Annotated in this window: 18 protein-coding genes and 1 pseudogene; 4 read left to right on the top strand and 15 right to left on the bottom strand. The window is 71.2% G+C overall.

Features of this window, described 5'->3' with window-relative positions:
• Positions 1-1,154: 1,154 nt before the first annotated feature.
• Together IMZ35_RS24365 and IMZ35_RS24360 are read right to left on the bottom strand one after the other, a co-directional pair.
• Positions 1,155-2,078, bottom strand: coding sequence for an NADP-dependent oxidoreductase (locus tag IMZ35_RS24365; RefSeq protein ID WP_199443519.1), 924 nt, complete (start codon positions 2,076-2,078; stop codon positions 1,155-1,157).
• Positions 2,079-2,182: 104 nt separating this feature from the next.
• Complete coding sequence (locus IMZ35_RS24360) at positions 2,183-2,578, bottom strand: MerR family transcriptional regulator (RefSeq protein ID WP_199443518.1); 396 nt, start codon at positions 2,576-2,578, stop codon at positions 2,183-2,185.
• A gap of 327 nt (positions 2,579-2,905) precedes the next feature.
• Here IMZ35_RS24360 and IMZ35_RS24355 point away from each other — a divergent pair, with 327 nt between their 5' ends.
• Positions 2,906-3,376: a hypothetical protein gene (locus IMZ35_RS24355; protein WP_199443517.1), complete on the top strand. Its 471-nt coding sequence runs from the start codon at positions 2,906-2,908 to the stop codon at positions 3,374-3,376.
• 328 nt (positions 3,377-3,704) lie between these two features.
• Here IMZ35_RS24355 and IMZ35_RS24350 read toward each other — a convergent pair whose 3' ends face one another.
• The 8 genes and pseudogenes from IMZ35_RS24350 to IMZ35_RS24320 all read right to left on the bottom strand — a co-directional run bounded on the left by IMZ35_RS24350 (position 3,705) and on the right by IMZ35_RS24320 (position 11,302).
• On the bottom strand, positions 3,705-4,433 hold the full coding sequence (locus IMZ35_RS24350; RefSeq protein ID WP_199443516.1) for a calcium-binding protein: 729 nt from the start codon (positions 4,431-4,433) through the stop codon (positions 3,705-3,707).
• 1,618 nt (positions 4,434-6,051) lie between these two features.
• A complete protein-coding gene (locus IMZ35_RS24345; protein WP_199443515.1) occupies positions 6,052-6,915 on the bottom strand; it encodes a chymotrypsin family serine protease in 864 nt (287 codons plus the stop codon).
• Positions 6,916-6,960: 45 nt separating this feature from the next.
• Positions 6,961-7,335 carry a hypothetical protein gene (locus tag IMZ35_RS24340; protein ID WP_199443514.1) on the bottom strand — a complete coding sequence of 125 codons (375 nt, stop codon included), beginning with the start codon at positions 7,333-7,335 and terminating at the stop codon, positions 6,961-6,963.
• A gap of 243 nt (positions 7,336-7,578) precedes the next feature.
• The gene (locus tag IMZ35_RS24335) at positions 7,579-8,349 is read right to left on the bottom strand and encodes a hypothetical protein (RefSeq protein WP_199443513.1); all 771 of its coding nucleotides are present in this window, start codon (positions 8,347-8,349) and stop codon (positions 7,579-7,581) included.
• Between the two features lie 307 nt (positions 8,350-8,656).
• Positions 8,657-9,133, bottom strand: coding sequence for a DUF1048 domain-containing protein (locus IMZ35_RS30980; protein ID WP_307868710.1), 477 nt, complete (start codon positions 9,131-9,133; stop codon positions 8,657-8,659).
• 65 nt (positions 9,134-9,198) lie between these two features.
• Positions 9,199-9,375 (bottom strand): annotated as a pseudogene (locus IMZ35_RS31915) (DUF1048 domain-containing protein); the annotation flags it as partial.
• A complete protein-coding gene (locus tag IMZ35_RS24325) occupies positions 9,372-9,698 on the bottom strand; it encodes a PadR family transcriptional regulator (RefSeq protein ID WP_199443511.1) in 327 nt (108 codons plus the stop codon). The gene IMZ35_RS24325 and the pseudogene IMZ35_RS31915, both read right to left, overlap by 4 nt.
• Positions 9,699-10,438: 740 nt before the next feature.
• Entirely contained in the window at positions 10,439-11,302 is an 864-nt protein-coding gene (locus IMZ35_RS24320) for an NAD(P)-dependent oxidoreductase (protein WP_199443510.1), read from the bottom strand.
• Between the two features lie 69 nt (positions 11,303-11,371).
• Here IMZ35_RS24320 and IMZ35_RS24315 point away from each other — a divergent pair, with 69 nt between their 5' ends.
• Complete coding sequence (locus tag IMZ35_RS24315; RefSeq protein ID WP_199443509.1) at positions 11,372-11,734, top strand: MerR family transcriptional regulator; 363 nt, start codon at positions 11,372-11,374, stop codon at positions 11,732-11,734.
• A 71-nt stretch (positions 11,735-11,805) separates the two neighbouring features.
• Here IMZ35_RS24315 and IMZ35_RS24310 read toward each other — a convergent pair whose 3' ends face one another.
• The 5 genes from IMZ35_RS24310 to IMZ35_RS24290 all read right to left on the bottom strand — a co-directional run bounded on the left by IMZ35_RS24310 (position 11,806) and on the right by IMZ35_RS24290 (position 19,583).
• Positions 11,806-12,171 carry a DUF1330 domain-containing protein gene (locus IMZ35_RS24310; protein WP_199443508.1) on the bottom strand — a complete coding sequence of 122 codons (366 nt, stop codon included), beginning with the start codon at positions 12,169-12,171 and terminating at the stop codon, positions 11,806-11,808.
• A 223-nt stretch (positions 12,172-12,394) separates the two neighbouring features.
• Positions 12,395-14,200: a glycoside hydrolase family 15 protein gene (locus tag IMZ35_RS24305; protein ID WP_199443507.1), complete on the bottom strand. Its 1,806-nt coding sequence runs from the start codon at positions 14,198-14,200 to the stop codon at positions 12,395-12,397.
• Positions 14,201-14,203: 3 nt separating this feature from the next.
• Positions 14,204-14,662: a hypothetical protein gene (locus IMZ35_RS24300; RefSeq protein WP_199443506.1), complete on the bottom strand. Its 459-nt coding sequence runs from the start codon at positions 14,660-14,662 to the stop codon at positions 14,204-14,206.
• Positions 14,663-15,015: 353 nt separating this feature from the next.
• Positions 15,016-16,713: a ThuA domain-containing protein gene (locus IMZ35_RS24295; RefSeq protein ID WP_199443505.1), complete on the bottom strand. Its 1,698-nt coding sequence runs from the start codon at positions 16,711-16,713 to the stop codon at positions 15,016-15,018.
• Positions 16,714-16,766: 53 nt separating this feature from the next.
• The gene (locus tag IMZ35_RS24290; RefSeq protein WP_199443504.1) at positions 16,767-19,583 is read right to left on the bottom strand and encodes a PQQ-dependent sugar dehydrogenase; all 2,817 of its coding nucleotides are present in this window, start codon (positions 19,581-19,583) and stop codon (positions 16,767-16,769) included.
• A 417-nt stretch (positions 19,584-20,000) separates the two neighbouring features.
• On the opposite strand from IMZ35_RS24290, the gene IMZ35_RS24285 reads away from it, so the two are divergent.
• Both IMZ35_RS24285 and IMZ35_RS24280 read left to right on the top strand, forming a co-directional pair.
• On the top strand, positions 20,001-22,859 hold the full coding sequence (locus IMZ35_RS24285; protein ID WP_199443503.1) for a glycosyl hydrolase family 95 catalytic domain-containing protein: 2,859 nt from the start codon (positions 20,001-20,003) through the stop codon (positions 22,857-22,859).
• A 651-nt stretch (positions 22,860-23,510) separates the two neighbouring features.
• On the top strand, positions 23,511-25,619 hold the full coding sequence (locus IMZ35_RS24280) for a family 43 glycosylhydrolase (RefSeq protein WP_199443502.1): 2,109 nt from the start codon (positions 23,511-23,513) through the stop codon (positions 25,617-25,619).
• The last annotated feature ends 157 nt before the right edge of the window (positions 25,620-25,776 follow it).

Genomic DNA, 25,776 nt, shown 5'->3' with positions numbered 1-25,776 from the left:
GATGACGCGTGGTGCGTTCACGGAGGCACCGGGGTCTTGCCGACGTCGCGGCCGCTCAGCACGTCGCGGAACGCCTGCGGAGCGTTGTCGATGGCGTGGACGACGGTCTCCGTGTGCCGGACACGACCCTCGCGCACCGCGGGGACGACGCTCGAGCACCTCACCCGTCCCCGGCACGGTCGATCACGGCGAAGTCGTCGTGGCGAGGCACGTCGACCTGACGACGTACGAGGTGGATCACGCAACTCTCGACCATGAGGCGACCTTCTCGTGAGCGGACGGGTGAGGCGAGACGTGGCGGTGACACGCGGACGCACCATCGCCGGTGGTAGGACTCCCACGCTAGGGGCCGCGGCGGTACGGGTCTGTGATCGTCTGTGTCGCCGCTGTGCCCGTCCGTCTCACCGACCTCGTCGGTGACGAGCGGGTTCTGGCCCTCGTCCGGCGAAGGTCGTCGTCGAAGCAGTCGTGGCGCTGTCCGGTGGTGCCGGCGCAGGTTCGACGCTGCCGGTCGGGTCGACGACCCCCGTCGCGGAGACCGCGCTTCGACGCCCGCTTCCCGCGGTCGACCGCTCGTGCACCGAACGTGCGCCAGGCCCCGGAGCCGACCTGCGCAGCTACTCGTTCCTCTCACCGCTGGAGAGCGGTGAGAGGAACGGACACCACCGCGGCACTCACGATCGCGGACTTCCGTGCTGACACCGAACACGTCGTCCACCTGGCTCTCGTCGCCGGGCGCTACCGCGTCCACGGAGAGGTCCGGTGCGGCCGTCCGCCGGACGGCGTCGGGTGAGAACAGGACGAGGCCGCCGTCCCGACCGATGGGCACGAAGGCGCAGCGGCAGGCGTCCCGTTCACCTGGGGAACACGACCGGGCCAGCACCGCCCCCACGCCGACCACGCAGAGACGAGGACCCGTACGACGCAGGACACGAACCGGAACGCACCGCACCGCAGAAGGGCCACGTGCTCGTCGCCACCGATGTGCGCGTCGTGGGTGTCGTCGCCGGGACCACCGTGACGCGTGGCCTGCCGGCCGACCGAGCCACCGTCGGAGCGTCACCGGTGGACACCGGGACCCGACCGGGCAGCATGGCTGATGCTCGATCCGCGGTCCCTAGCCCGCTCCTGGCACCGGTCGCCCGGGGCACTTCTCACGCCACCTTGATGACGACCTTGCCCGAGGCGTGGCCGTTCTCGACGGCGGCGAGGGCGGCCGGGGCGTCGGAGAGCGGGTGGACCGCGGTGATCACGGGAGCGAGGACTCCGTCGAGGGCCAGCTGGGCGGATCGCTCCAGGTTCTCGCGGTCGAGGCGACGCTCGACGAAACGCCCACCGAGATCGGACACGGACACGTCACCCACGGCGACGACGTTGCGGGGATCGCGGGCCAGCGGAGCGACCGCCCGCAGCGAGGTGCCTCCGACCAGGTCGACGATCCCGTCGAAGCCGTCCGGAACCAGCTCGCGCGCCGCGACGACGACGTCCCCGGCGGTGTAGTCGACGAACCGCACCCCGGCGGCTTCGGCGTGCTCGCGCTTGGCGGTGCTCCCGGTGCCGACCACACGCAGCTCGCGCCCGATGGCCAGCCGGGCGACGGCAAGGCCGACCCCGCCCCCGACCCCGTTGACCAGGAGCGTGGCACCGGCCGGGAGGCCGAGCTGGTCGAGCACGTCCACCGCGGTCGTCCCGGCCACCGGCAGCGTTGCCGCCACGGTCGCCGACAGGCCCGTCGGGATGCGCGCGGTGTTCGGCGCGGACAGCACCGTCGTCTCGGCGTAGGTGCCACCACCGGTGAGCGCGAAGCCGAAGACCTCGTCACCCACCTCGAGCCCGTCGACGTCCTCACCGAGGGCGAGAACGGTTCCCGCTGCCTCCATGCCCAGCACGCGGGGAAACGGACGCCCGCCGTCGAGCCCGGGGGCCAGACCCGAGCGCACGACGTGGTCGAGGGGATTCACACCGGCCACGGTGACCCGGATCAGCACCTCACCGCGATCGGGGACGAGATCAGGACGGTCGAAGAACTCCTGCACCTCGGGCCCGCCGTGCTCGCTGAAACCCCATGCTCGTCCCATTTTCTGCCGCCTCGTGTGACCGACCCGGTGGTTCCGGGCGTTGTCTCCATCGTCACCCCTGACATCGTTGTGAGGGGCAAACGGTTGAGGTGCAGGTCACAGCACTAGGCCGACCGCGCCTCTGGTTCCGGGGTCGTGGACAGCTGCGTCCGGTGTCGCGCGTTGACCTCGATCAGCACGTCGAGTGCGTTCCGGGTCTGGATCAGGTGCGCGATGTCGACGTCGATCCGGTCGCGGACGCGCATCATCGCCGTGAGCGTCTCCTCGGCCACGCTCAGGTCACCGGGGACGTCCACGCACGGCAGCACGGTCGCGATCACCCGACTGGACATACCCGCGTCGAAGAGCTGCCGGATGAGCGACACCCGCTGGACCTCGAAATCGGAATAGTGGCGCTGCCCCGAGTCGGAGCGCGAACTGACCAGCAGACCCTGCTCTTCGTAGTACCGCAGTGAGCGCGGACTCACGCCCGTGCGCTTGGACAGTTCGCCGATTCGCATTCCCGCGAGGTTACGCCCGTGCGCTCCGGGCTCAGACGGTCGGCGAGTCGTGGACGCGCGCCGACACCACCACCCAGAAGGAAGTCCCACGTGGTGGGTCGTGTGAAGCACGTCAGCGCTGCGGCCGGGGTGAGGTGGGCGCGGTGGTTGAGCGCGAGGCGTTCGTAGCGGACGGTCGGCCGACGGTAGAAGCGGCGGCGTCGGCCCACCGTCCCCTCTTCGGCGTGGCGAACCACTCCGCAGCGCACCGGACCGGTGGCACCCCACCGTCACCGTGTCCCCTGCCGCCGAGGAACCTCCGCGTTCCGGCCGCAGGAGAATGCGGCCATGAGCAACGGGGAAAGACGTGCCGCGGTAGCGGCGCTGATCGGACTCGCGGGAAGCCCCGACCACCGCGACAGGGCCGACGCGGGCCGCGGCCTGGCCAGTTTCGCCGAGATGCCGGAGGCCGGGGAGGCGCTGCTGGGACTCGTGCTCGATGCCGGTGACACGTTCGTCACCCGCGTGACGGCGGAGGCGTTGCTCAGGCGTCAGGACTCGGCCGGGCTTGCCGTGGTGGCCGCTGCCCTGGCCACCGCCGACCTCGACCACGTCGACTGGATCCACACCGCGGTGCTCGACGTGTTCGGGGTGATCGACGGAGAACGGGACGCCGCTGTGCGGGAGTGCGAGGCGCTGGAACGGGACGCCGATGAGCGGACGCGCCAGGGCGCGGGCCAGTTGACCGCCGTGCTCACCGGGATCACCCCGATCCTCCACGCAGCGCGGAACGACCGATCACCGACGAGGTGCCGGTGATCGTGCCGCGCTGCCGGGCGTCGCAGCCGTGGGAGGTACCGGCCGCGCAACCGGCGCTGTGACGACGGGTGCTGCGCCGTCCTCCGGCTTCGGCAGGGACCCGCTGTGCGGTGCCGACCACTGCCGTCGGTCGCAGGTGCCGGCCCCGTCCCACCGGCCCGGTCCCCGCTCCGCGGACCAGGAGGGGTGCTCGGTGCCCGTCCAGCCGGACCCCGGACCCGACGACAGCACAGGTCTTCAGCTCGTGGTGGTGGTTCTCGGTGTCGACCTGCGCGTCGGCATCCGGCCGGAACTCGCTGAGATCGCTCCGGTGGTGCGGGTGGGGGTGTCAGTGCGTGGTCGGCAGGAGGCAGGAGTAGGCCGCGGGGAGCGCGTTCACGAAGGTTCCGCCGGCCCCGGTGCAGATTGCACGAGCCTCGGGAACGCGGCGGTTGTTCGAACTGAGGGGGTTGAACACGCAGACGTAGCCCACCGGGTTCACGGTGAGGGACAACACGCCACCGGTCGTGGTGCACAGAACGGTCGCGTTCCCCAGGCCCGAGCCCGGCCCCGTGGTCGGCGGGGTGCTCGTGTTCTCGCAGTTGGCGTGGATGTCCGGGTCCGGGGCGGGGCCCTGGCAGGTGTCGGTGCCGAGGCCGCCGTCGAGGCTGTCCTGACTGCCGTCGTTGGACGCGCCGACGAGGATGTCGTTGCCGGCGCTGCCGGAGATCGTGTCGATGCCCAGGCCACCGTTGAGGGTGTCGTCGCCGGTGCCGCCGGTCAGGGTGTCGTTGCCGTCGCCACCGTTGATCGTGTCGTTGAAGTCCGAGCCGGTGATGGTGTCGTTGCCCGCGTTGCCGTTGATCGTCTTGCCGGGGTTCGTGCCGCCGCAGTCGATCGTGTCGTTGCCGGGGGTGCCGGTGACGACGGTGTCGGTCTGGGTCACGCCGGCGCTGACGACGCAGTCAACGGCGGCGTGCGCGGTCAGGGGGGTGACCGCCGATAAGAACGGGACGGCGAGGAAGCCGGCCAGTGCGACGACGGCTCCTCGGCGAATCTGGCTCTGCTGAATTCTCATGATCGTTCCCTCGACGCGTTGTTGATGACGACTCGCACAGCGTGATGCGCTGGCGAAACCGACTTGCTGTGAATCGCACACCGCACAGCCGACGTGACTGTCGGTGCCCACTTCCTCCGCACAGAAGAAATTCGGCTCGCGCTGCGCGACCGTTCACGACGGATGGCTCACGTCACCGAGATCTGGGTGTACCACAGGACATTACTCCTGCCGCAGCAAATAGTGACGCCGGATCGCCCGAATGGACGCACGTCGTGTACGCCAGCAGGACGTCTCGCCGGTGCGCACGGGCGGTACTCGACCGACGGCCCGGGTCCGGCCAGCACGTCGCACCAGACACGACAAATCGAGACCGAGCGGGATTCGATCCGTTGACGTGATTGCCACGCCCTCCGGAGAATCGACTCGAATGATCGACACCCGACGACCGAGCTGGTCAGCTGCGCAACGGAACCAGTGACATCGTCCTGGTCGACCGAGCCGTGGACCGGTACGCCCCCGCCGGTGGGGCTTGCCGGAAGTCGTACCGGTCGGACTCCGGCATCAGAGGCCGAGCAGGAGAAAAAGACGGCTCCGGCAGCACCGGGAATCCCGGCCACGGTGCCGGAGTCGATCAGACCACCGACGACCATTCCCACGCCGAGCGCTCCCCGAGTCATAGATCTGATGGACTTTGGCCACCGCATCTTTCGGGACACGATCGATTGACGGCCCGTGCGACGCACCAGTGGCCAGAATGTACGAGTGGTCCGGACGTGCGCGGGCACGATTCGAGTCGGCTGACACCGTCCACCGGTGGACAGAAATCGGCGTGCGGTCCACCTCCGACCGGTGCGGAGTTGACGCCACCGGGAGCCGGGGAAACAAGCACCGACCCCGTGCCGTTCGAGGAGTCGCCGTCGCCGGCAGAGCGCGGGTGTCACCGTGGTGAAAGTACGTCCGGACGATCGTGCCCTGCTGTACGAGTCGGCCCGTTGCCTGCTGTCCGCGCCGTCGATGCTTCTCCGCGGTGAGCCAGCGACGGACGCCGAGCTGCTCGTGTTGCGGCACGAGCCCGCCGACCGGCCCCGGTTCACCGCTCTGCCCGGGGGTGGTGGATCGTCCACATCGGCCGGAGGTCTTCCCGTCACGCCGGGCACCCTGCTCACCCGGCATCACACGTTCGTGACCGGCAAGTGGGACCGCGCTGCGCGTCGACGCGCCGGACGTCCACCGGCGCGAGCGGCGGTCGAGTCGCGCGTGCTGCGGCTCGTCAAGGAGAACCCGCACGACCTCGACACCCACAGCACGACGCGGCGGGTGCGCGGGTCGGCGAGCAGTCCTGTCCTGTCCGGAGATGGCCGCGGAGGCGTCACGGGGAGCGCGCGCAGAAGACCAGGGCGTGGGCCGCGGGTGAGCGAGATCCGTGCTGGATGCGGAGCGGCCGCCCGCCACCCGCGACGCCGATATCCACACAGGACGAATCGCCGTCGAACGCTGCATCGACGAGATCGAGGTGTGGCGCGAACTCGCCACCCGCCACGAAAGACGCCCGAGAGCTGCCTCGCCGACCCGCACCTGCGCGGAGCACTGCTCCGGGTCCACGGGCCCACTGGATGATCACCGCTCCGGACAGGCCCTACAGGGCTGGCAGCGTCGTCAACGACAGGTCGCGGAACACGTCTCGGATCTGGTGGCCGACGCCGTCGTTGCCTGCTCCGCCCCAGTGCAAGCCGACCACGGCTCCGTCCGGCTGGACGTAGAGCGCGCCCGAGTCACCGGCGTCGGAGAAGTCCGCGCTGTCACCGTCGATCCACAGGTCAGACCGCGACCCGCTGTGTCCGGAGTCGTAGTCGATCAGGTCGACGACTCCTGCGGTGAGTCCCGTGGTCCGCCCGGTCTTGCGCACCGTCTGGCCGATGGCGGCGTCGGCGATCGACAACACGGCCGGACCGAGTCCGAGAACGACCAGGTCCGCGACCACCTCGCTCACCGGAGCAGCGATCGCCGCATCCAGCTCACCCGCCCGGAGCACGACAGCGACCTCGTCGGCGGGCAGGATCCCACCGTCCTCCGCCGACGGCTGCGGAACTCGAGTACCCGCCAGCGACCCGAACACGTGCCGGTTGGACAGCGCGACGGCCTGGTTCGTCACCGTGTCCCACACCCAGCCGCCCAGGGTGCCGGCGAATCCGGCGCTCACCCCGCCGGGCACCGGCCGCACCCGGCTCCCCAGTGACACCGCAGCCGCCTCCAGCAGCGGCGACGGCCGCTGCTGGACATCGACCGGCACGACCACCTCACGCCCGTCCGGCGTGGTGAACCGCAGCGTTCGTGGCACCAGGCGGTCTTCGGGGACCTGGTCGGGCGGCAGCTTCCTGCTCAGGTGGACGACGATCGCGTACTCGTCGGTCAGCGTGCCGGCCCGACGGCGCAGGCCGACGCCCACACCGTGCACGTCGGGGTTGGCGAGCAGGTCAGCGCCGAGGTGCTCCCGCGCCACGCGAACGGCGTCGAGCCCGACAGACGGCCGGGGGGCCGCCACCGGTCAGCCCCCGTCCGGCGCTTGCACCACGGGATGTCCGCCGTCGGCCCCGGCGTCGCCCCCGCCGTGCGGGAACTGGGGCTGGCCTCCCGGCGGCAACCCCGGGTTGGTCACGCCGCAACCGCACTCCGCGATGACCTGCGCGTGCTTGCGGCTCGACCCGCTGAGCCGGTCGTTGCCGAGCAGTTCGTCGGTGATGAGCCGCCTGATCACCTGGACGGGTGCGGTGCTGACGTGGATCGATCCGATCCCGGCCGACTCCAGAGCCTGCTTCGCTTCGTCCCACAGGTCGTTCTTGGCGAGGAAGCTGACGAACCCGATGAAGTTCTCGATCGGGGTCTCGGTGAGGTCTTGCTGCTCTTCGTAGGACGACGACATGCGATCACGTTCCCTCGAGTCGTTTCCCGGCAGGCGAGCACCTCAATCATCCGGCCGGAATGCGGGCCGAGAAGCGCAATCCCCCCGTTCAGGTGAAAGACCCGTGGTGCGGCGCTGACTGTTCGCGCCGGTCGTGCGCACCGGGAGGATCTGGCCGGCAGTTGCGGCATCCGGCCGTGCGCGGGTGCGGTTGCCGCAGGTCGCTGGCCGCCCCCGTGAACCGGGGGGCGGCCAGCGGGCGGATCAGCGGCGCAGCAGGCTGCGGAGCTTGGGCGAGGCGACGAGCGCGGCGCCGGCCGCGACCAGCACACCACCCAGGACGAGCAGCCACGTGCCGTTGAAACCGGTGTCCGCCAGCCCGTCCGACGAGCCGGGCGCGGCGACGACGGCCGCGGAGCTGGTCGTCGTGGGCGCGACGCTGCCCGACGGGACCTGCGGACCGGTCGAGACGCCGGGCGTCACAGACCCGGTGGACTCGGCCGGCTCGGTGGACCCGGTCGGCTCCGTGGACTCGGTCGGCGGGATCGACCGGGTCGGCTCGGTCGGCCGGGTCGGTTCGGTCGGCCGGGTCGGCTCGGTCGAGGTGGCGACCTTCTCGACGCAGACGAACCAGTGGCTGATGCCCGCGATGTTGCCGCCGTTGTTCACCGGGGGGTGCAGGTCGAGCCACGGCAGGTCACCGAGGGCGGTCGCCGGGTAGGTGTTGTAGGCGTCGCCGCCCTTGACCACCACGCCGGTGAGCACGTGGCCCGGAGGGAACGCGGTGATGTCGATGTCGTGGCCCTCGACGGTGAAGGTGCCCGCGGTCGGCGCGGCCTCGTCACCGGGCAGGCCCGCGACCTCGCAGCCGTTGCCGGGCTGGCCGAGGTCGACGTTCTTGGTCGCGCCGAGCACGGCGCGCGGGTCGCCGGTCTCGTTCTGCCGCGGGCTCGCGAAGGCGGCGGTGGTGGACAGACCTGCGGTGATCAGCACCATCAGGGCGGTGCCGATCAGTCGTCGTGCGGTGAAGCGCATGGGTGCTCCGAGGGGAGGATGTGAGGCCGGTCGGCGTATCCAACTACGCCGACCGCCGATCCGGCCCCGGACTTCGCCCTGGTGGGGCGAGTCGCGCCCTGTTCGTTACGCACCGGTGATGGTCGGGTCTGCGCCAGCCGGGCGGAGGCGCGTGCGCTGTCCGGCACGGGAAGGACTTCGCGCGGGAGCGAGCACGGACGACGTGGTGGACGAGCCCATCGCGCGAACCGGACACGGGCGAGGTGGGCGGCGGCAGGACGCGGAAGAGCCCGCCGACCTGGACTTCCCCCGAGGCCAGCGGACTCCTTCAGACCGTGGGAACGACAGGATCCGAACCTGCGGACCCCCGGACCCGCCCAGAAGATGATCCGACCCGAGAGACGTCGTCTTCTCGAACTGCCCCGGCGCACGTGACGCCACGTGACTCCTCGTGCCACCTCCAGCGGGTCCACGGCTCCTCATCGCCCTCCTGGTCGCAGAACTCGCACGCACACGTGACGCCACGTGAATCACGTGGCGCGCGAGTTCTGGAGCAGGTCGTCGCAGAAGGCGGCGACGTCGTCTCCGACGAGTTCCAGGACCCCCTGCCAGCCGCAACGCCCTCCTCGAAGAAGTCGACGACCCCTGAGAGCAGGTTCCGGTCGGTCAGGCCGACCGGGCCGACCTTGAAGAGGTACCTCTGCATCTCCTCGCAGACGATCCGGTAGTCCGGCGGGAGCGCCTCGACCCGCGCCACGTGCGCCCGCCACTGCTTCTTGCCCTCGATGACGTCCCGAATTCCCACGTCATCCCCCCAGGCACGTCCTGGACGTCCTGCCCGTCGGCCGCCGTCTCTTCGAGCAGTCCCAGGACGCCGTCGAGGATCGGCACCAGGTTTCGACCCGTGAAGTCCGCGTGGGGCAGGAGATGACCTCCGACCTCCTCCCACGCGGCCCGGTGGTCGGCCGGCAACGCCGGCGCCCGGACTTCGAACGCCTTCCAGTCCCTCGTGAGATCGCTGCCCGTGACGGTCTTCCAGAAGTTCATCTCCCGCCCTCCCTGAGCTCGTCGATCCGCGATGTGACGTACTCCCACTTCGCCCAGAACCTCGCGAGCTCGGCGCGTCCCGCGTCGTTGAGCGCGTAGAACTTGCGCGGCGGGCCCAGCTCGGAGGGGCGTCTCGTCACCTGGACGAGCCCGTTCTTCTCCAGTCGCAGCAGGATGGCGTACACCGTTCCCTCGACGACGTCGGCGAAGCCGAGCTCGTTCAGCCGACGCGTGATGACGTACCCGTAGGTCTCCTCACCACCGACGATCTCGAGCACGCAGCCCTCGAGCGTGCCCTTCAGCATCTCCGTCAGGTCGTCCATCGTGAGCCCTCTTCACCGTTTCCACTACTCGGCGATACCGAGTACCACTACACAGTAGCACCAAGTAGTGAACCGGCGCGGAAGCGATGGCGCCGGTCGGCGGTGACCGGTGGACGGCCAGGACGACGCCGAGCGGGAAGGCGAAGCGGACGTCATGATCTCGGAACGTCCTCGCACCAGCAGAGTCGTCGTGCCGACTCGTTCTGAGCCGGTCCTGTGGCCCGTCCTCGACGACGTCCCGGCGCGGGGAGCCGTGCCGGTGTGCCGGTTCCTGCTCCGTCTCCGGAAGTTCCGCTGCGCGGATTCTGCTCACCCGAGGCAGGAGCCGAGGGCGCGGTGCTGGAGCACGGCGACGCGAACGCCGTGCGGGTCCTGGTGCGGGAGTGGTCCAGGCACCCGGCCCTCGCCCCGGCGTGGTCCCTCCCCGCCGCGACGCAGAAACCCGGGACGCCGGGGTGACCCACGTGCACAGCGACGACCGGCGCCACGACGGGGAGCGCCTTCGACCAGGTGGTGCGATCGGTGGACCACCGGCACCGTCGTGCGCCGCCTCGAACCACGATCAGGTGCCTCCTGAGCGCCCTGATCCGCGCACAGCGCGTGAGGCGTCGATCTCGCCGGCGGCGACCGACTTCCGACCGCCGGGCACCGCTCGTGCTCGCCCGTCTGCGCGGGTGGTGACGCCTGCATCCGGCTCGCGGCCGGGTTCGGCACCTCGGCGAGCGCCCCCGCCGCGCCGGTCACGGCGTGCGGAACTGCTCCACCAGCGCCACGTACCCGCTGGCGCCGTGACCGGCGGCCGCCGCTCGTTCGGCCAGCGCCTTGACGAGCCTCGGCAGCTCTGCGTTGACGCCGAGCGACTCGCTCTCCTGGACGACGTTCGCCATCGCCGCCAGGTGGGTGTCGACGGTGCCGTCGTCGGCCGGGTAGGTGGCGTCGTCGACCTGCCGCGCGTAACCCGGCAACCAGCCCGCGACCGTGTCGATCGCCGTCCGGGCGATGGGGAGGTACGCCGTGGCGGACACACCGGCCGTGCCGAGGATCGCGGCGCCGTTGAGGAAGCCGTCGAGCATGCCCCACACGAGGACGAGCGTGGCCATCTCGTGCGTGGCCGACAGTCCGGGGTCGTCGCCGAGGTGGAGGCCCGTGCCGAGGCTGTCCAGCGTGAGCGCGTGGGCGTCGTACAGCGGTCGCGGCCCGCTGTAGGCGACCACGGAGCTGGCCGTGCCGACGGCCTCCGGCACGGCCATGATCCCGCCGTCGAGGTAGCCGCCGCCGCGGCGCGCCACCTCCTCGGCGCGCGCTCTGGCGCGTGAGGGAGTCCCGGAGGTCAGGTTCACCACGACCCGGCCGTCGAGCGGCCCGTCGAGGACGTCGGCCACGGCGTCGTCGTCCGACACGCAGACCACCACGAGCGGAGCGGCCGCGATCGCGGCCGCCGGAGACTCCGCGAGCGTCGCACCCCGCGCCACGAGGTCGTCGGCCTTGGCCGTCGTGCGGTTCCAGACGGTCGTCGGGTGTCCCGCGCGCAGGAACGCCCCGGCGAGGGCGCCGCCCATCAGTCCGAGACCCAGAACCGTGACGGGTGTGCCGGTGTGCGTCATGTGCTCCTCCTCCGATCGGTGGCACGATCATCGACGTTCATACCGATGTGAAGGTCAAGGAGAATCCACGTGCTGATCGGAGAGCTGAGCCGACGGACCCAGGTGAACCCGCACCAACTGCGGTACTACGAGGCGCAGGGCCTGCTGACGCCCGATCGCGCCGGCAACGGCTACCGCGACTACGACGAGAACGCCGTGCTGGCCGTGACCCAGATCAGGAGGCTGCTCGACGCCGGGTTGTCGACCCAGGAGATCGGGTACCTCCAACCGTGCGTCACCGGCGAGGCCCCCGAGCTGAAGCCCTGCCCGGAGACCCTGGACCTGCTGCGGGAGCGCATCACCGGACTGGACCAGCAGATCGACACGCTCGTCCGATCCCGCCAGACGCTGCGGGAGTACCTGGCGGCCACGGAGCTGCGGCTGTCGAGCTAGGTGTTGCGGTTCATGACGTCGGTGACGACCAGCAGGGCCCGAGCGGACACCGTGCCGACTCGTGCCCGGCGTCACGTCCACGGGCTGGTGGCCTGCAACACCGCCTCGCTCAGCGCGGCGGTGCGCAGACGGGTGACCTCCTGGTACTCCGGATCGGCGACCATGCGACCGAACGCGGCGCGGTCGGGGTAACGCACGACGACCACCGCGTCCCAGCTCTGCCCGTCCTCCGCGACCAGCACCGTGGAGCCGGTGCCCGCGTAGAGGACCTCTCCCCCGTGGCGGGGCAGGAACGTCTCGCTCAACCGGCGCGCGTACTCCCGGTAGGTCTCGACGCCGCCCTCGGTGAACCGGAGCAGGTTGAGCATCACCACCGGCCCGCCCCGGTCCTCGGCGAGCAGTCGTTTCAGATCGGCACCCCGCGGATCGACGGCCATGCCGTCATCGTGGCCACGGGTACCGCGGATCGCATCGGTCGATCCACCGGTTCCGCACACCGGCGGGCGCGTCGTCGACCGATTTCGACGGGGTGCGGCCGCACCACCGGGTGAGAGCTGGCCCCGGCCATTCCCCGTACGTGCTGGAGTTCGCCGGTTGAGGGGGTGGTGGCGCGCAGGACGCGGCGGGCGGCACCGCAGGCACGGCACGCCCTCGACGAGGTCACAGAGCTTGCTCGTCCTTGCCGGCGGAGGTGCGGGTGGACGCGCCGCCGAGTTGCCGGGCGGTGTTGACCAGTCCTTCCATGCTGAAGGCCTGCGGGGTGTTGCCCATGTGGCGTCCGGTGGCGGTGTCGTACTCCTCGCTGAGCAGGCCGACGTCGTTGCGCAGGTCGAGCAGCCGCTCGAACAGCTCACGGGCCTCGTCGACGCGGCCCGTGCCGTGCAGTGCGTCGGCGAGCCAGAACGTGCAGACCAGGAACGCGCCCTCGGTGCCGGGCAGGCCGTCAACGCCGCCGTCGGCGTCGGTGCGGTAGCGCAGCACGAATCCGTCCTCGCACAGGTCGCGGCGCACGGCGTCCACCGTGCCCCGCACGCGGGGGTCGTCGTGGGGGAGGAAACCGACCCTGGGGATGAGCAGCAGGGCCGCGTCCAACCCCTGCGAACCGTAGAACTGGGTGAAGGTGCCCCGCTCCGGGTCGTACCCCCTGTCGCACACCTCGGTGTGGATGCGGTCGCGCACCTCCCGCCACCGGTCGACCGGGCCGTCCAGGCCGTGCTTCTCGACCGTGTGCACGGCGCGGTCCAGGCCGGCCCACGCCATGACCTTGGAGTGCACGAAGTGCCGACGCGGGCCGCGCACCTCCCACAGGCCGTTGTCCGGGTCGTCCCAGTGCCCCTCCAGGTGCTCCAGCAGCGCCCGTTGCAGGCCCCACGCCGTGTCGGTGGTGGACAGTCCCGCTTCGCGCGCCAGGTGCAGTCCGTCGAGGACCTCGCCCCACACGTCGAGCTGGAACTGGTCGGCGGCGGCGTTGCCCACCCGGACCGGCGACGCACCCTCGTAACCGGACAGCCAGGGCAGGGTCTGCTCGGTCAGTCGCCTGCGGCCGTCGAGGCCGTACATGATCTGCAGCTTCGCCGGGTCGCCGGCCACCGCGCGCACCAGCCACTCGCGCCAGGCTCGCGCCTCGGCCACGAACCCCGTGCCCAGCAACGCCTGGAGGGTGAACGTGGCGTCGCGCAGCCAGCAGTAGCGGTAGTCCCAGTTGCGCGGACCGCCCCACTGCTCGGGCAGCGAGGTGGTGGCCGCGGCGACGATGCCCCCGGTGGGTGCGTAGGTCAGGGCCTTGAGCGTGACCAGAGCGCGACGCACCGCCTCGGACCACGGGCCGTCGTAGGTGCAGCGACTGATCCAGCCCGCCCAGAAGTCCTCGGTGTCGGAGATCGCCTGGTCGGCGTGCACGGCGTGCGGGCGTGGCAGGTGCGAGGCGGTGTGGGTGAGCACGAACGGCACCCGCTGCCCGGCGCGCACCTCGAACTCCGCGGTCGTGGTCAGGTCGTGGCCGTGCACCGGCACGCCCGCCTCCAGCCACACCGCGTCCGGTCCGGCGATCGCGGCCAGCGCGCCGTCGCGGTGGTTCACCCACGGCTCGACGCTGCCGTAGTCGAACCGCAGGCGCAGGTCCATGCGCATCGGCACGCTGCCCGACACGCCCTCCACCACGCGCACCACGTCGGCGGCCTCGCCGCGCGGCGGCATGCAGTCGATCAGCCGCACGGTGCCGTGCGGGGTGTCCCACTCCGACTCCAGCACCAGGGAGTCGCCGCGGTAGCGGCGCCGGGTGGCCGGGCCACCGTGCGCGGGAGCGAGCTGCCAGCGGCCCGCGTCCACGTCGTCCAGCAGCGCGGCGAAGCAGGCGGGCGAGTCGAACGCGGGCAGGCACAGCCAGTCCAGGCTGCCGTCCCGGCTCACCAGTGCGGCGGTCTGCAGGTCGCCCAGCAGGGCGTAGTCCTCGATCTTCGACGGCATCGGTCAGCGGCCTCCGTCCCGGGTGATGACCACCTTCACGTCGCCGGACGGGGTGTCGACGGCGTCCGCGAACGACTCCGGCGCCGCTCGCCGGGTGGTCGGGCCACCCGGCCGGTCGGCGTCCGCCTCGGCCAGCGCCTGCGCGTGGTGAGGCGGGTCGGCGTCGACCGAACCGGTCACCAGGTCGAGAACGTGCACGTCCGGTGTCCGCCGCACGGCGAGGACCGCCGCCAGCAGTCCGATCGGACCTGTGCCGGTCACCAGCTCCCGCTCGTGCCGAACACGCTCCCCCACACGCCACACCCGGTCGGGCGGGGCCCTGCGGCACTCGGCGCGCACGAGCGCCCCGTCGGCCCCGCGCACCCCGACGGCCAGCAGCTCACCCCGGCGCAGTTCGAGCTCGGAGGGAGTCGTCGACCGCGAGGAGTCCGCGGTTCCGGGGAGCACGGTGAGCGCACGCACGGCCCTGGACTACCCGCCGTCGCCCGTGCCACACCCGCGCCTGCCCGCACGGCGTGGCGACACCGTCTCCGACGAGCGCGAGCAGCACGACGGCGAGGGCGCGGTGCAGCAGGCTGCCGGTGGTCCTGGCGGCCAGGTACCGGCCGTCCCGGAAGCCGGGGGTCGCCGCACCGGCGAAGGGGCCGATCACCAGCCGGTCCGCCGGGGTGCCGGCCCGGCGACCACGTCAGCACTCCGATCGTGACTCCGATCGTGTCGACCGACGCCGCCACGGCGGCCGTGCCGCGTCGCCGGCGTGGCAGCGAGGAGGCCGGTCGCCTCCCCGCTGCTCCTCATCCGAGCACTCCTCCGGTTCAGGGCAGGGTCCACCGCTGGTTGGCGCCGCCGTGACAGCTCCAGACGATCAACTGCGTGCCGTCCGCGCTGCCACCGCCGTTGGCGTCCAGGCACTTGCCCGACTGCGGGTTCACCAGCGAGCCGTTCGCACCGGCGGCCCAGTTCTGACCGCCACCGCCGTGACAGCTCCACGACCTCACGACAGCGCCGTCACCGGTTCCCGATGCGTCCAGGCACCTGTCCAGCGCCCGCACCGTGGACCCGGTGACCGTCCAGCGCTGGTTCGCACCCCCGTTGCACGTCCACAACTGCACCTTCGCACCGTCGGCCGAACCACCACCGGCGACGTCCGCGCACTTGCCCGAGGCACCGACGACCGGACCGGTGCGCGGGGGCGTCCCGCCCAGCTCCCTGATCCGGATGTTGCGGAACGACACGTCGTCGCCGGTCCCGTGGTTCTGGACGCCGATGTGCCCGGACGTCAGGGACCGGGCCGGATCGGTGTTGGTGAAGTCGTTGACCTGCACTCCGTTGAGGAACACCCGCAGGCGCTCCCCCTCGACCAGCAGCTCGAAGGTGTTCCACTCGCCGGGCGGGTTGAGCGCGGCGTCGCGGGCGGTCTGGTCGGCGCCCTTGAACCCGTGGACGGCGCCGGTGGTCCCGTCCGCGGTGCCGGTGGCGTCGATCTGCACCTCGTAGCCGTTGGCCATCGCGGAGCCGGGGTCGTCGCTGGCCGGGAAGCCGACGAAGACCCCCGAGTCGTCGTCACCGGGCATCCGCCAGTCCAGCTTGAGCGAGTAGGAGCGGTGCTCGCGCGCGCTGTTCCAGAACAGGCCCTGGCCTCCGAAGGAGGTCAGCGTGGCGTCGCTGCTGGTGAAGCCGCCCGGCCCGGCTTGCGACCAGCCCGCGGTCGCGCCGTCGTACAGCGCGGTGTAGCCGTTCTCGGGCCGGCAGTCGGCCCTGGTCCGGTTGGCGGCGTACCGGATGCCGCCGAGGACCACGGCGCGGAAACCGGGCTCGGCGTAGGCGGCTTGCGTGTGACCGCTCCCGGTGTAGAACGAACGTCCGCTCCCGATGGTCCTGCACCAGGTGTGCGGGTGGTCGGCGCCCATCGAACCGCCGGTGTAGCTCGACTCGTCGAGCGTGGCCAGGACGCGCGCTGTGGACCGGACGCTGCCGCGGAAGTTGTACCACTCGTCGGTCCGGGTCACCACGGGGCCGAGGTGCGCGGTGGCCGCGTGCGCCCGGTCCTCCACCCGCATCGTCGCCTGCTGGATCGCCGGGTGGGAGGTGAAGTAGGTGCCGACCAGCTCGCCGTAGAACGGCCAGTCGTACTCGGTGTCCGACGCCGAGTGGATGCCGACGTACCCGCCCCCGCCGCGGACGTAGGACTCGAACGCGGTCTGCTGGGTGGTGGTGAGGACGTCGCCGGTGGTGTTGAGGAACACCACCGCCTCGTACCGCGCCAGGTCTGCGGTGGTGAACCGGGCCGAGTCCTCGGTGGTGGTCACCGTGAAGCTGTTGGCCGCGCCCAGGTCCCGGATCAGCTGGGTGCCCGCCGGGATCGAGTCGTGGCGGAAGCCCGCCGTCTTGGAGAACACCAGCACGTCGTAGGGCACGTCGGCCGCGGCGGCCGGTGGGCCGACGGCGAGCGCGGCGACGGTGCAGACGGTCGCCGTCACGCCGATCGCGCGTCGGGTCAGGGAGCGTGTCATCGTCGCCGTCCTCGCCGGTCGGTCCGGGACAGGATTGGTCGGGGCGGGTGTGGTCACGGCAGGGTCCACCGCTGGTTGGCGCCGCCGTGGCAGCTCCAGACGATCAACTGCGTGCCGTCGGCGGCACCACCGCCGTTGGCGTCCAGGCACTTGCCCGACTGCGGGTTCACCAGCGAGCCGTTCGCACCCGCGGCCCAGTTCTGACCGGCACCGCCGTGACAGGCCCACAACCGCACCGCGGAACCATCGGCCGTGCCGGACGCGTCCAGGCACTTGTCCAGCACCCGCAACGTGGACCCCGCAACGGTCCAGCGCTGGTTCGCGCCCCCGTTGCACGTCCACAACTGCACCTTCGCACCGTCGGCCGAACCACCACCGGCGACGTCCGCGCACTTGCCCGAGGCACCGACGACCGGACCGGCCCCGGTGCCCGTCGACGTGCCGAACGTGTACGAGTCGACGTCGAACAGGGTGCCCGTGCCACCCGCGAACGTCAGGTACAGCACGACCGTCCCGGCAGGCACGTTCGACAGGCTCGTGGACACCTCGGTGAAGGTCTCCCAGCCGCCGGTCACCGGCACGGTCACCGTGCCGAGCACCGGCCCGGTGGGAGACCCGGTCCGCACGGACAGCGTGCCGCCGGAACCGGCGGAGGAGACCCGCGCGGTGAACCGGGTGGCCCCGCCGAGCGCGTACGGCTCGAACGCGATCCAGTCGCCGTTCTGGACGTCGCCGACCGTCCGGCCGCCTTCGGCGGCCGCCTTGTCGTAGAGGCCGGTGCCGGACTGCGCCGAGTGGTGCTCGGCCTGGCGGTGCCGCAGCTGGAGCACGTGCTGCGTGTGCGTGGTCACCGGTGGCTGGCCGTTCGCGCCCAGGTCCGTGTACTCGGCGTCGAACACCGCGAACAGGTTCGCCGCTGTGTCGTGCTCGCCGTCCACCGGGATCTGCATCGTGCCCGAGCAGCCGGTGCGCGAGCTGATCGGGTGTCCGTGGCTGTCGTGGCCCAGCACGTAGCTCAGCTTCACCCTGGCGCAGTCGATCGTGCCGTCCTCGCGGTCGGACACCGTGATCGTGTACGGCACCGCGTCTCCGAAGCTGAACAGCGCGCCGTTGGCCGGGGCGTCCAGCCTCACCGCGGGAGCCGTGTTCCCGACGGAGATGGACACGGTGGCCGAGGCCGAGCGACCGCCGGGGTCGGTCACGGTCAGCGTCGCCGCGTACTGGCCGTCTGCGGTGTAGGTGTGGCTGGGACTGGCCGCCGTGGATGTGGTGCCGTCACCGAAGTTCCACGAGCGGGTCAGCGCACCGCCCTCGGGGTCGGAGGACCCGGCCGACGAGAAGTTGACCGTCAGCGGCGCGCTGCCGGATGTCCGGTCGGCTCCGGCTCGCGCGGTCGGCGCCCGGTTCCCGGCCGGGTTGTACTCGATGCGGTAGAGCGCGGAACTGGCGTCACCGCTGCCCCAGCCCGTGCCGTAGTCCAGCACGTACAGCGCGCCGTCCGGGCCGAAGGCGGCGTCCATGACCTGCGTGCCGCGCCACGGGAAGTCGCTGACCTGCCCGGCCGAGCCGTCCGCGTTGACGTCGACGGTCTTGATCCAGCGCCGTCCGAACTCGGTGGCGAACACGTGCCCGTCCAGCGAGGCGGGGAACTTGACCGACGACGGGTTGGCCGCGTCGTACCGGTACACCGGCGCGGCCATCGGGGACTCCGACCCGCAACCGAACGCGGCGATGGAGCAGTTGTCGTACTTGATCCACGCCGGCCGCGCGGCGGGCAGCGTGGTCAGGCCGGTGTTGCGCGGTGAGTTGTTGACCGGCGCGGCGCAGTTGAACCGGCTCCCGGACGGCCCGGAGGGGAACACGTAGTCGACGTAGGCCTCCGCGGTGGTGTTCGAGCCGACGCAGTGGGGCCAGCCGAAGTTGCCCGCCGCGGTGATCCGGTTGAACTCCACCATGCCCACCGGGCCCCTGGCGTCGCTGCTCGTGCCCGCGTCCGGCCCGTACTCGCCCAGGTAGATCGCGCCGGTCGGCTTGTCCACGTTGAAGCGGAACGGGTTGCGCAGACCCATCGCGTAGATCTCCGGCCGCGTGCCCGCGGTGCCGGGCGGGAACAGGTTGCCCGCCGGGATCGAGTACGACCCGTCGGCGTTCACCTTGATCCGCAGCACCTTGCCGCGCAGGTCGTTGGTGTTGCCGGCGCTGCGCTGCGCGTCGTAGGCGGGATTGCGGTTGGTCCGCTCGTCGATCGGGGTGTAGCCGCCGGAGTCGAACGGGTTCGAGTCGTCACCGGTGGACAGGTACAGGTTTCCGGCCGCGTCGAAGTCGATGTCGCCGCCGACGTGGCAGCACATGCCCCGGTCGGTCGCGACCTCCAGCACGGTCACCTGGCTGGCCGGGTTGAGGGTGTAGTCGGCGTTCAGGGTGAACCGGGCCAGCCGGTTGACCCCCCTCCACGCCGAGAAGTCGGTCCCGGTGGCCGGCGCGTCACCGCCGGAGGTGGACAGCGGCGGCGCGTAGAACAGGTAGACGAACCGGTTGGAGGCGAATCCCGGGTCCACCCCGATGCCCTGGAGGCCCTCCTCGTCGTGCGTGTAGACCGGCACCGTGCCGATCACGCTCGTGGCGCCCTCGGCGGTGGTGCGGCGCAGCGTCCCGTTGCGGGCGGTGTGCAGCACCGAGCGGTCCGGCAGGACGGCGAGCGTCATCGGCTCGCCCATCTCGGCGACCCCCCGCGCCAGCTCGACCTGTTGGAAGTCGGCGGGGTTCACCGCGTGCGCGGCAGCCGGCGGCGACGAGCCGATCGTCGTGGCCACCACGGTGGCGGCCACGAGGAGAACGGCGCTCATCGCCGCTCTGACCTGGTGTCTCATGGCAGGCTCACCCCTGATCTCGTTCGAGCGGGCTTCGACGCGGATCGCACGACGGTGACGACGGCCAGGTCCGGTGGACGGGAAACGCGAATGCGGAGATCCGCTGAAGAACTGTCCTGAGTGGAAGGTTCTCGGCAGTCGTCGGACCTTTTCGGCACCGTATCCACCGGCGACACCAGAGTCAACGGTCACCACCGCTAAAATTGTTAGCGCTAACTGGTTACGCCGAATGCGCGAGTACGCCATTTCAGCGGTTACCAGAAGCTGTCGAACGCAGATTCGACGAGGTCAACCGACAAATGGTCGTGCTACCGATCACGAGTCGTCGCCACCACCGATTGACGGACGGGTTCACCGCTGGTTACTTTGCCGGAAGTCCCCGGAACGTCGACGACGACGTCCACTTCGGAGGGTCGCATGCCCGAGATTCCGCGAAGGCGGCTGATGCAACTCGGCGCGGTGGGCGCCGGGGCCGTGCTGGCGCCGGGAGTACGGACGGCGGAGGCCCGTGCCGGATCGGCCGCGCCACCCGACGTGCGCGCCGTCGACGACCTGGCGCTGTGGTACGACGAACCGGCCGGGACGGACTGGCTCCGCGCACTGCCGGTCGGCAACGGCCGTCTCGGCGCGATGGTCTTCGGCAACGTCGACGCGGAGCGGTTGCAGCTCAACGAGGACACGGTCTGGGCCGGTGGTCCCCACGACTACACCAACGCGCGGGGTGCGGCCAACCTGGCCGAGATCCGGCGGCTGGTGTTCGCCGACCAGTGGGCGCAGGCGCAGGACCTCGTCGACCGGGCGATGCTGGGGAACCCGGCCGGCCAGCTGGCCTACCAGCCCGTCGGCGACCTCAGGCTCGTGTTCTCGGCACCGGGCGGGGTGTCCGGCTACCAGCGGTGGCTCGACCTGACCACGGCCACCACCGCGGTGACCTACGCGGTGAACGGCGTGCGCTACCGGCGCGAGGTGATCGCCAGCGCGCCGGACCAGGTGATCGCCGTGCGGCTGACCGCCGACACACCGGGTTCGATCACGTTCACGGCCTCGTTCAGCACGCCGCAGCGGGCGACGGCGTCGAGCCCGGACGGCACGACGATCGGCTTGGACGGCCGGTCCGGCGACCAGCGGGGCATCGCGGGCTCGGTCCGGTTCCTCGCACTGGCCGGGGTTCTCGCCGAGGGCGGGAGCACCAGCAGTTCGGGCGGCACGCTGCGGGTGTCCGAGGCCACCAGCGCCACGCTGCTGATCTCCATCGGCACCAGCTACGTCGACCACCGCAACGTCGGCGGCGACTACCAGAGCATCGCGCGAGGACGCCTCAACGCCGCGCGGGGCTCGGCGTACGACGTGCTGCGCAGCCGACACGTGGCCGACCACCAGAGGCTGTTCGGGCGCGTCGTCCTCGACCTGGGACGGACCGCGGCGGCGGACCAGCCGACCGACGTCCGGATCGCGCAGCACGGCAACGCCGTCGACCCGCAGTTCTCCACCCTGCTCTTCCAGTACGGCCGGTACCTGCTGATCTCGTCGTCGCGGCCGGGAACCCAGGCCGCCACCCTGCAGGGCATCTGGAACGACCAGATGGCTCCGGCGTGGGACTCGAAGTACACGATCAACGCCAACCTGCCGATGAACTACTGGCCCGCCGACACGACGAACCTCGCCGAGTGCCACGAGCCGGTGTTCCGCATGATCGACGACCTGGCCGTGACGGGTGCCCGCACCGCCAGGGCGCAGTACGACGCCGGCGGCTGGGTCACGCACCACAACACCGACGCCTGGCGGGGCTCCTCGGTGGTCGACGGCGCGCTGTGGGGCATGTGGCCGACCGGCGGCGCGTGGCTGGCCACCACGATCTGGGACCACCACCTGTTCACCGGCGACGTCGCGTTCCTGCGCTCCCACTACCCCGCGCTCAAGGGCGCCGCCCAGTTCTTCCTCGACACCCTCGTGGAGGAGCCGAGGTTGAAGTGGCTGGTCACCAACCCGTCGAACTCCCCGGAACTGCCCCACCACGCGAACGCCAGCGTGTGCGCCGGTCCCACCATGGACATGCAGATCCTGCGCGACCTGTTCGAGGGGTGCGCCCGCGCCTCGGAGGTGCTGGGCGTCGACGCCGACTTCCGGGCGCGGGTCCGCGCGACGAGCCTGCGACTGGCCCCGACGCGGATCGGCTCGCGGGGAAACGTCCTGGAGTGGCTCCACGACTGGATCGAGACCGAGCCGAACCACCGGCACGTCTCGCACCTGTACGGCCTGCACCCGAGCAACCAGATCACCAAGCGCGGCACGCCCCAGCTGTTCGAGGCGGCCCGGCGGACCCTGCAACTGCGCGGCGACGCCGGCACCGGCTGGTCCCTGGCCTGGAAGATCAACTACTGGGCCCGGATGGAGGAGGGCGGCCGGGCGCACGACCTCGTCCGCTCCCTGGTGACGCCGGAGCGGCTCGCGCCCAACATGTTCGACCTGCACCCCCCGTTCCAGATCGACGGCAACTTCGGCGCGACCTCCGGCATCGCCGAGATGCTGCTGCACAGCCACGACGGCGAGCTGCACCTGTTGCCCGCGCTACCGCCCGCCTGGCCCAGCGGCCGGTTCGCCGGCCTGCGCGGCCGAGGCGGGTACACGGTCGGAGCTGCGTGGAGCGGCGGCTCGGCCACCGAGCTGTCCATCACCTGCGATCGCGACGGCGCGGTCCGGGTGCGCAGCCGCGCGTTCACCGGGACCTGGGAGCTGCGCGACCTGACCAGCGGTGCCCCGGTCCAGCCGGAGCGCGTCGAGCCCGACCTGGTCCGGTTCACCGGGCAGGCCGGGCACACCTACCGCGTGACCTCCCAGGGACCGCCGCCACTGGTCGAGCCGGGCGTGAACTACCACCTCGTGGCGCAGCACAGCGGCAAGCAGGCCGACGTCAGCGGCGCCTCGACCTCCGCCGGCGCCGTCCTGGTCCAGTGGTCGGGCACGAGCGGGCTCAACCAGCAGTTCGACTTCCTGCCCGCCGACGGCCACCACCGCGTCCGGGCCCGGCACAGCGGCCTGGTTCTCCAGGCCGCCGGTACCGGCGCCGGAGCCGACGTCACCCAGCAGCGCGATGCCGGGACTCCGGACCAGCTGTGGCGGCTGGTCGACCACGGCGGCGGCGTGGTGAGCCTGGTCAACCGGCAGAGCGGCCTCGCGCTGGACGTGTGGTCCGCCTCCACCGACGACGGCGCACGGATCTCGCAGTGGACCCCCACGGGCGGCTCCAACCAGCGCTTCCAGCTCCGGCGCGCCTGAGCGGCTCCCGACGGCACCGGTGACGTGGCCGCCGACGGGCGGCGCGGGTGCGGGGCGGCCGTCGCCTGCGAGTCGTCGAGCACGGTCACCGGGACGACCGCGTCGTGTCCGCCGGCTCCGGGGTCGAGGAGGTGGGGCCAGCACCGGCTGCGCGGATGCCGCGCTGGTCCCCTCCGCCGTCGCGCGAGCCGCGGCGCTCTCCGCCTCGACGAGCGGTCGCGTCGAGCGAGCCGGTCCACCGCTCAGCGCGGCGGCCACCGCGACCCCGCCGGGTGACGCGCGTGAAGCTAAAACTTATTGCCCGGTCTTTAGCACCACCGGGGCAATTCATCGTCGAACAGCGTTCGACCCCAGCCCGCTTCTCTCCCGCACAAAAAATTCGTGCGACATCTTGACCCGGCGTGCGCCATCGTTCACAGTCGAAGGCACAACAGGCACTTGCGGTGACGACTACCGCACCCCCGCGATGTTCAATTCACCAGGGAGCAACCGGCCTCAAACTGTTAGCGCTAACAGTTTCTCGGGCCCCCGCCGCACCGGTGACACCGGTCGGTTCCCGCACGTCGGCCGATCAGATTTCACCCGACCGTGCGGCAGGCGACCGCGCACCGCACGTGCACGCGTCCCCACCTCGACGAAGAGGAGCACACCATGGTCGGGCCAGGCCAGCACCCCACCACCACAGCTCGGCGAGTCCGCAGAAGCAGTCGCCTGGCCGGTGTCGCCCTCGCGGCCGTCACCGTGCTGCTCGGCGGTCTGGTGGTGGCGCTCGACGTGACCGCCGCGGCTGCGGCGACCGTGGACACGACCGCGTGGTATGTGCTGGTGAACCGCAACAGCGGCAAGGCGCTCGACGTCTACAACCTCGCCACGGGCGACGGCGCCCGCATCACCCAGTGGGCCCGCAACGACGGCAACCAGCAGCAGTGGCAGTTCGTCGACTCCGGAGGCGGCTACTACCGGCTCAAGTCGCGCCACTCCGGCAAGGTGCTCGACGTCCACAACTCCTCCACCGCCGACGGCGGAGCCGTCGTGCAGTGGGCCGACGGCAACGGCACCAACCAGCAGTTCCGCCTGGCCGACTCCGACGGCGGCCACGTGCGCCTGGTCAACCGCAACAGCAGCAAGGCCGTCGAGGTCCAGAACGCCGCCACCACCGACGGCGCCAACGTCGTCCAGTACAGCGACTGGGGCGGCACCAACCAGCAGTGGCAGCTCGTCCGCGTCGGCGGCGGGCCCACCCCCACCACGACCCCGCAGCAGCCGGGCGGCCAGTACACCAATCCGGTGGTGTGGCAGGACTTCGCCGACGTCGAGGTCATCCGGGTCGGCGACGCGTACTACATGACCGCCTCGACCATGCACTACTCCCCCGGAGCGCCGATCCTGCGCTCCTACGACCTCGTCAACTGGGAGTTCGCCGGCCACTCCGTGCCGTCCCTGGACTTCGGCACCAAGTACGACCTGACCAACGGTCAGCGGGCCTACGTCAACGGGATCTGGGCTTCGACGCTGCAGTACCGGCCCAGCAACCGGACCTACTACTGGGCCGGGTGCATCGACTTCAACGACACCCACGTCTACACCGCGGCCAGCGTCGAAGGACCGTGGAACCGGCACGCTCAGATCGACAACTGCTACTACGACGCGGGCATGCTCGTCGACGACGACGACACGATGTACGTCGCCTACGGCAACGGCACCATCAGCGTCGCCCAGCTCTCCGCAGACGGCCGCACCCAGGTCCGCGCGCAGCAGGTCTTCCAGACCCCGTCGAACATCGGCACCCTGGAGGGTGCGCGGTTCTACAAGCGCAACGGCAGCTACTACATCTGGCTGACCCGGCCGGCCAACGGCCAGTACGTCCTCAAGGCGAGCAACCCCTTCGGCCCGTACACCCTGAGGCAGGTCCTGCTCGACCTCCCCGGCCCGATCCCCGGTGGCGGAGTGCCCCACCAGGGTGGTCTGGTCCAGACGCAGAACGGCGCCTGGTACTACATGTCGTTCGTCGACGCCTACCCCGGTGGGCGCGTCCCGGCCCTCGCTCCGATCAGCTGGACCGCGGACGGCTGGCCGACCCTCCAGACGGTCGACGGCCGGTGGGGCGTCAACTACCCCGCGCCCCTGCCGACCCGACCCGTCAAGCCCCTCACCGGTACCGACACCTTCGCGGGCACCGCCCTCGGTCCGCAGTGGGAGTGGAACCACGACCCCGACACCGCCCGGTACTCGGTGAACAACGGGCTGAGGCTGCAGACGGCCACGGTCACCGGCGACCTGTACGCCGCCCGCAACACGCTGACCCACCGCATCCAGGGGCCGACGTCGACCGCCACCATCGAACTGGACCACAGCGCGATGCGCGACGGCGACCGGTCCGGCCTGGCCGTGCTGCGCCAGTCGTCGGCCTGGATCGGCGTCCGGCGCGACAACGGCCAGACCCGCGTTTCCACGACCACCGGACTGGCCATGGACAGCAGCTGGCGCACCACCAGCACCGGCACCGAGGCCGCGAGCGCAGCGGTCAGCGGCAACCTGATCTGGCTGCGGATCAACGCGGACATCCGGCCCGGTTCCAACCGTGTCGCCCGCTTCTCCTACAGCACCGACGGCGCCAACTTCACCCCGCTGGGAGGAGCCTTCACCCTCAACAACGCCTGGCAGTTCTTCATGGGCTACCGCTTCGGCATCTTCAACCACGCCACCAGCGCCCTGGGCGGCTCCGTCACCGTGCGCAAGTTCGACCTGAGCACCCCCTGACCCGTGAACGACACCGTCCGGGGTTCGAGTTCCCGTGCGGAACCCCTCTTCGCCGCGGTCGTCCGTGCCGGAAGGCGTCGTGGTGCGCACCAGCTCGGTCGGCGACGTGCCGGGCGGATCACGCCTCTCCGCCCGCTCACCGACGGCAGCACGTGAG

It is taken from the genome of Umezawaea beigongshangensis (assembly GCF_016464305.1).
Taxonomy (GTDB): domain Bacteria; phylum Actinomycetota; class Actinomycetes; order Mycobacteriales; family Pseudonocardiaceae; genus Umezawaea_A; species Umezawaea_A beigongshangensis.
This window is presented reverse-complemented; position numbering and strand designations above follow the sequence as displayed.

Bases quoted from the DNA above. Each gene is read 5' to 3' on its own strand.
- IMZ35_RS24280 (WP_199443502.1), top strand. From the start codon at position 23,511: ATGGTCGGGCCAGGCCAGCACCCCACCACCACAGCTCGGCGAGTCCGC.
- IMZ35_RS24350 (WP_199443516.1), bottom strand. From the start codon at position 4,433: ATGAGAATTCAGCAGAGCCAGATTCGCCGAGGAGCCGTCGTCGCACTG.
- IMZ35_RS24310 (WP_199443508.1), bottom strand. From the start codon at position 12,171: ATGGCCGTCGATCCGCGGGGTGCCGATCTGAAACGACTGCTCGCCGAG.
- IMZ35_RS24325 (WP_199443511.1), bottom strand. From the start codon at position 9,698: ATGGACGACCTGACGGAGATGCTGAAGGGCACGCTCGAGGGCTGCGTG.
- IMZ35_RS24355 (WP_199443517.1), top strand. From the start codon at position 2,906: ATGAGCAACGGGGAAAGACGTGCCGCGGTAGCGGCGCTGATCGGACTC.
- IMZ35_RS24320 (WP_199443510.1), bottom strand. From the start codon at position 11,302: ATGACGCACACCGGCACACCCGTCACGGTTCTGGGTCTCGGACTGATG.
- IMZ35_RS24340 (WP_199443514.1), bottom strand. From the start codon at position 7,335: ATGTCGTCGTCCTACGAAGAGCAGCAAGACCTCACCGAGACCCCGATC.
- IMZ35_RS24365 (WP_199443519.1), bottom strand. From the start codon at position 2,078: ATGGGACGAGCATGGGGTTTCAGCGAGCACGGCGGGCCCGAGGTGCAG.
- IMZ35_RS24295 (WP_199443505.1), bottom strand. From the start codon at position 16,713: ATGACACGCTCCCTGACCCGACGCGCGATCGGCGTGACGGCGACCGTC.
- IMZ35_RS24360 (WP_199443518.1), bottom strand. From the start codon at position 2,578: ATGCGAATCGGCGAACTGTCCAAGCGCACGGGCGTGAGTCCGCGCTCA.
- IMZ35_RS24305 (WP_199443507.1), bottom strand. From the start codon at position 14,200: ATGCCGTCGAAGATCGAGGACTACGCCCTGCTGGGCGACCTGCAGACC.
- IMZ35_RS24285 (WP_199443503.1), top strand. From the start codon at position 20,001: ATGCCCGAGATTCCGCGAAGGCGGCTGATGCAACTCGGCGCGGTGGGC.
- IMZ35_RS24290 (WP_199443504.1), bottom strand. From the start codon at position 19,583: ATGAGACACCAGGTCAGAGCGGCGATGAGCGCCGTTCTCCTCGTGGCC.
- IMZ35_RS24335 (WP_199443513.1), bottom strand. From the start codon at position 8,349: ATGCGCTTCACCGCACGACGACTGATCGGCACCGCCCTGATGGTGCTG.